Genomic DNA, 3,886 nt, shown 5'->3' with positions numbered 1-3,886 from the left:
GTGAGTAAAAAGTATGAATACAGTGCAAATGACTTTATCCACACTGATTCGGCTATCAATGTTCAGGTTTGTGTTGCACTAAGTAATTTTAATCTACTGCCAATTTTCACACTTTCAGTGCCGGTTGAAAAGAAAGATGGTGAAGATGTTGATTATTACCGTACTGAAGCAATTAAGAAGGCAAAAGAAGTCATTGCAGATATTGCGGAAGATACCGCACAAGGCGATTTACATCAAAATAAAGCTGAATTTTCAGGCGTTATTTTTGTTAGTAGTGGCCCAAGTCTAGAAGAACGCGTAATAGCATTAGAAAAACAGCTCACTGACATGCAAGCGGCAATGAGCAGTTTTTTAGGTTCGCTAAATTTCCATTGTTTTGAACTTCAAAATAAAATGATTACTAAGGACACTTAATAACGTTATTTTTAAGGTGCTGAATAGCTAAATCATTTATTTCTTTTATGGTCATTTGGTTTATATCTCTATCTCCTAGTTTCAGAGTGAAGTTATAGGTTGAGTTATCACTACCTTGCAGCTGAACGCTAATTTCGTGACTAGTGTCAGCGCTTAATAAATATCCGATATTTGAAAGTTTATAAAACATGCTTTCCTCACACCGAAGTTAATCAGCCATCCCTTCGGTAAGTCACATAGGGCTGAACCTCTAACTTAACCTAAATATCAACTGAATTCATTAACCCACACTAGCTTCTGTAGCTGGTGGATTTTCTATTACTCACGCACTAAGGAACGTAACTATGTACGCACTTAAATTAATGACAGAACGTAATGGCCGTAAAGTTGAAGAGTCACATTATTTGGGAAATATGTACCGACTGGAGCTTTATCCAGTAGTCGATAATCCCGATATAGTTGCTCGATTGGAATACACAACAAAAGACGGTGTTCCTGCATTTGATATTAAGCGAACTGACCATGCCTATATCACGACGGTAACAGGCGATACAGTTCGAGTTATCTGCAGAGGTAAAACACCTTCTCATTAACTGTTAAGAGAATAAATCATTTATGAGCACATCAATAGGGATAACCCTCGGTGCTGCTGGCGGTGGCGCGATGGGCGGTTTCCTTATTGGTGCCGACTATGGTGTTGTGCTAGGGGCTGTTATTGGCGCTTCAGTTTCCGTCATTGCATCTAAAGATAATAACCGACGAAAGATACTTCATTTTATTTTAGCACTCGGTGCAGGGATCCTCATTGCTAAAGAAGCCTCAGATTTTATTGCTCAGGTATGGCAATGGGAAATTAGTCCTAAGATAACAGCCATTGTTATTTCGGCCTTGTTAATCCCCGTTCTGGTGCTTGCTGCAAACAAAGACAACCTTAGAAAGTTGTTTAGTCGTATTGCCGCATCAATAGACCGAAACTTCAGCAGTATCGTACAGGCCATTAAAGATTGGCGAAATAAAGGAGGTAACTGATGGAAGCCTTCTTTAAGTTCTACAAGTTCTACAGCGAAATTATCGCGTGGTTAGATCTCTATTTTTGGGATGCTGCGGATATAACGTTAATGTCTTCGTCAGCAGTTATTTTATTTTTATGTCGATACCCAAGAATAAGGGACGCTATTGTCGGAACTGCCTTGCTAATCGGTATGGTTTATCAAATCTACGAAACGTTAATAGGGTCAAGAGTGTCAGCCCCATCTGATGTTTATGCGGATTTAATCCTATTCCTCGTTATCTTTGCGTCAGGTGGCAACATTATGACGGTCATCGTTATTAGTAAGCTAATGTCCCGAATTAAATCAATCTGGTCGTTTATAAAGCGGCCTTTTACTTTTATGGTGAAGAAATGAGTAAATTCAAATTCAGCAATCGCAGTGAAGAAAATCTGCGCGGCGTTCATCCCGATCTAGTCAAAGTTACTCGTCGAGCCCTTGAATTAACCAGTATTGATTTTATGGTCATTGAGGGGAAGCGAACTGAAGCTCGGCAGCGTGATTTAGTAAAAAGTAAAAAAAGCCAGACTATGAATAGCCGCCATTTAACTGGGCATGCTGTAGATTGTGCCCCGTTGGTAGGACGTGAAATCCCTTGGAATGATTGGTCTAAGTTCAGACTAGTTGCTGATGCTATGCTGCAGGCAGGTGATGAACTGGGTATTGATGTTGAGTGGGGCGGTAACTGGACAAGCTTTAAAGATGGCCCTCACTTTCAACTTTCACGCAAGTCATACCCATGAATACACTAACTAAAGCATTAATGGCCGCTTGTGCCATTTTGCTATTTTGGCTTTGGTGGGTTGCTGATGACTATGACAAATTGAGTGATAAGTTTGATAAAAAAGCTAATGAGCTAGCCGCCAATCAATTCATATTGTCCACCGTTTTAGAACTTTCGGTAACGTTTAATGAAATTTCACGAAATAACCTTAGGGAACGCGACGCGGCAGCAGTGGCTTCTGAAACGGTTAAAACTATCATCAAAACCGTTATTGCGGATGATAAGTGCGCTGCTATTGATGCTCCTCGTGATGCTACTGTCGAGCTGCACAACCACGCGAATAGAATACGTTCAAACGCCATCAGTGCCCATTCCAGCCCATCTACTCAATGATTGTTTGCCTGAGTACATCCCCGATACATTTCCTTGGGGTGACTCTCTATTGATAAATGAGTCGCTACTAACAGTTATCGAGCAATGCAATTTAGATAAAAAAGCTATTCGAGAGATTGAGGCGGCTAGAAATAACTAGTGAGGTGCTATGTACACATCAAAAACAGGATCTAACTATCATTTGGGTCTCAAGATGGTCATCGTTAACCTTTTTCGTGCTATATTTTTCCCATTGTTCGCATTATGGATGCTATGGAAAATAAATATGTCCAGTAAAAAGGAAATACTCGAAGATTTAGCTAGGTATAGGTCAAAAGGAGATGCTTTATATAAGGATTTATATGATGTATCTACGTCAGCATTAAGGCTTATGTCTGAATTGGAGATGAGACTGCGGCAGAATGGTACCGAAGAAGATCTACGACTCATCGATGAAATAAACAAGTTTGCTGAAAGAGTTATGGAAGCAACCATTCATTCCAATGAATACGCAACCTCCTTACTAAAAGATTACGGGCAAGCGTTAAAGAAAATAGGGAATAGTTGAGGTACATTGCATGACAAACTCTGTACGTAAGGCGCTAGATGGATTAAATAATTCGATTCATAGTAATGAGCCAACATTTGCAAAAATAAATGAGGGTCAGCAGAAAGAGATTTCTAGAGCTGATAATGAAGCAAGAGGAAGGTTAACAACGTTTTTTGTTCGTGGTTTCTTTTTTTCCATTGCAGGCGGCGGTTTATTTGTCCTCTTATATAATTATTGCGCCATTTTATGGATTGAGTCATTAAGTGATCGCGGGCTTGTTGAGGCCGCGAGTAAGGTATCTTTACTTGAGCTGGATAAGGTTTTATCACTCATAATCAGCGCTCTCGGCACCTCACTTGGTTTTATCATCGGTTATTATTTTAAAGAAAAGCACTCATCTTAAAACCTAATTCAATAAATCAATATTGAGCCTCTGAGAAATCAGGGGCTTTTTAATATCTACAGGAGTACTAAATGCCTAATCCAATCATGAAATATTTTGAATACCAACATCTACCAGCTCACTTGCAAGAGGTTAGTAAGCCTATTGGTGATTTAGCTAAGCAGATGGATGAACAGTTACCAGATGGTGCCGAGAAGTCAGCGGGACTTCGCAAGTTACTTGAGGCTAAAGATTGCCTTGTGCGAGCTAAATTAGGTTAGTTGTAATAAAAAAATCCCCTTTTGCGAAAAGGGGAAAGGATTTATTTAGTTTATTGAACTAATTTTTGATTATGAATACCCAAATGTCGTAAGGGCGTGAGCATGATACCAATA

General features: G+C 39.6%; 10 protein-coding genes. All 10 read left to right on the top strand.

All coding sequences use genetic code 11. The features are described 5' to 3' along the window. Positions 1–414 (top strand): hypothetical protein (locus PSF28_RS23440; protein WP_272685734.1); only part of this gene is annotated, 414 nt, incomplete at its 5' end. 344 nt (positions 415–758) lie between these two features. Continuing rightward, positions 759–1,007: a hypothetical protein gene (locus PSF28_RS23435; RefSeq protein ID WP_272685733.1), complete on the top strand. Its 249-nt coding sequence runs from the start codon at positions 759–761 to the stop codon at positions 1,005–1,007. Between the two features lie 22 nt (positions 1,008–1,029). Further along, positions 1,030–1,443 carry a putative holin gene (locus PSF28_RS23430; protein WP_196732038.1) on the top strand — a complete coding sequence of 138 codons (414 nt, stop codon included), beginning with the start codon at positions 1,030–1,032 and terminating at the stop codon, positions 1,441–1,443. Further along, complete coding sequence (locus tag PSF28_RS23425) at positions 1,443–1,820, top strand: hypothetical protein (RefSeq protein ID WP_272658455.1); 378 nt, start codon at positions 1,443–1,445, stop codon at positions 1,818–1,820. Before PSF28_RS23430 ends, PSF28_RS23425 begins: the two co-directional genes overlap by 1 nt. After that, the gene (locus tag PSF28_RS23420; RefSeq protein WP_226694049.1) at positions 1,817–2,206 is read left to right on the top strand and encodes a M15 family metallopeptidase; all 390 of its coding nucleotides are present in this window, start codon (positions 1,817–1,819) and stop codon (positions 2,204–2,206) included. Before PSF28_RS23425 ends, PSF28_RS23420 begins: the two co-directional genes overlap by 4 nt. Then, positions 2,203–2,580: a hypothetical protein gene (locus tag PSF28_RS23415; RefSeq protein WP_272658454.1), complete on the top strand. Its 378-nt coding sequence runs from the start codon at positions 2,203–2,205 to the stop codon at positions 2,578–2,580. The genes PSF28_RS23420 and PSF28_RS23415 overlap by 4 nt, the downstream gene beginning before the upstream one ends. Then, the gene (gene lysC, locus PSF28_RS23675; RefSeq protein WP_442958825.1) at positions 2,465–2,719 is read left to right on the top strand and encodes an Rz1-like lysis system protein LysC; all 255 of its coding nucleotides are present in this window, start codon (positions 2,465–2,467) and stop codon (positions 2,717–2,719) included. Before PSF28_RS23415 ends, lysC begins: the two co-directional genes overlap by 116 nt. 126 nt (positions 2,720–2,845) lie before the next feature. After that, entirely contained in the window at positions 2,846–3,127 is a 282-nt protein-coding gene (locus tag PSF28_RS23410) for a hypothetical protein (protein WP_141240661.1), read from the top strand. 10 nt (positions 3,128–3,137) lie between these two features. Beyond that, positions 3,138–3,512: a hypothetical protein gene (locus tag PSF28_RS23405; RefSeq protein WP_071548482.1), complete on the top strand. Its 375-nt coding sequence runs from the start codon at positions 3,138–3,140 to the stop codon at positions 3,510–3,512. Positions 3,513–3,583: 71 nt separating this feature from the next. Further along, positions 3,584–3,772 (top strand): hypothetical protein, encoded by a 189-nt coding sequence (locus PSF28_RS23400; RefSeq protein ID WP_071548480.1) that lies wholly within the window; start codon positions 3,584–3,586, stop codon positions 3,770–3,772. Positions 3,773–3,886 lie beyond the last annotated feature (114 nt).

Source organism: Providencia sp. PROV130 (genome assembly GCF_028482225.1).
In the GTDB taxonomy this organism is placed as follows: Bacteria; Pseudomonadota; Gammaproteobacteria; order Enterobacterales; family Enterobacteriaceae; genus Providencia; species Providencia rettgeri.
The sequence above is the reverse complement of the archived record's forward strand: the minus strand, read 5'-3'. Positions and strand labels throughout refer to the sequence as shown.

Coding starts and splice junctions, on each gene's coding strand:
- lysC (WP_442958825.1), top strand. CDS start 2,465: ATGATAAGTGCGCTGCTATTGATGCTCCTCGTGATGCTACTGTCGAGC.
- PSF28_RS23410 (WP_141240661.1), top strand. CDS start 2,846: ATGTCCAGTAAAAAGGAAATACTCGAAGATTTAGCTAGGTATAGGTCA.
- PSF28_RS23430 (WP_196732038.1), top strand. CDS start 1,030: ATGAGCACATCAATAGGGATAACCCTCGGTGCTGCTGGCGGTGGCGCG.
- PSF28_RS23400 (WP_071548480.1), top strand. CDS start 3,584: ATGCCTAATCCAATCATGAAATATTTTGAATACCAACATCTACCAGCT.
- PSF28_RS23425 (WP_272658455.1), top strand. CDS start 1,443: ATGGAAGCCTTCTTTAAGTTCTACAAGTTCTACAGCGAAATTATCGCG.
- PSF28_RS23405 (WP_071548482.1), top strand. CDS start 3,138: ATGACAAACTCTGTACGTAAGGCGCTAGATGGATTAAATAATTCGATT.
- PSF28_RS23420 (WP_226694049.1), top strand. CDS start 1,817: ATGAGTAAATTCAAATTCAGCAATCGCAGTGAAGAAAATCTGCGCGGC.
- PSF28_RS23435 (WP_272685733.1), top strand. CDS start 759: ATGTACGCACTTAAATTAATGACAGAACGTAATGGCCGTAAAGTTGAA.
- PSF28_RS23415 (WP_272658454.1), top strand. CDS start 2,203: ATGAATACACTAACTAAAGCATTAATGGCCGCTTGTGCCATTTTGCTA.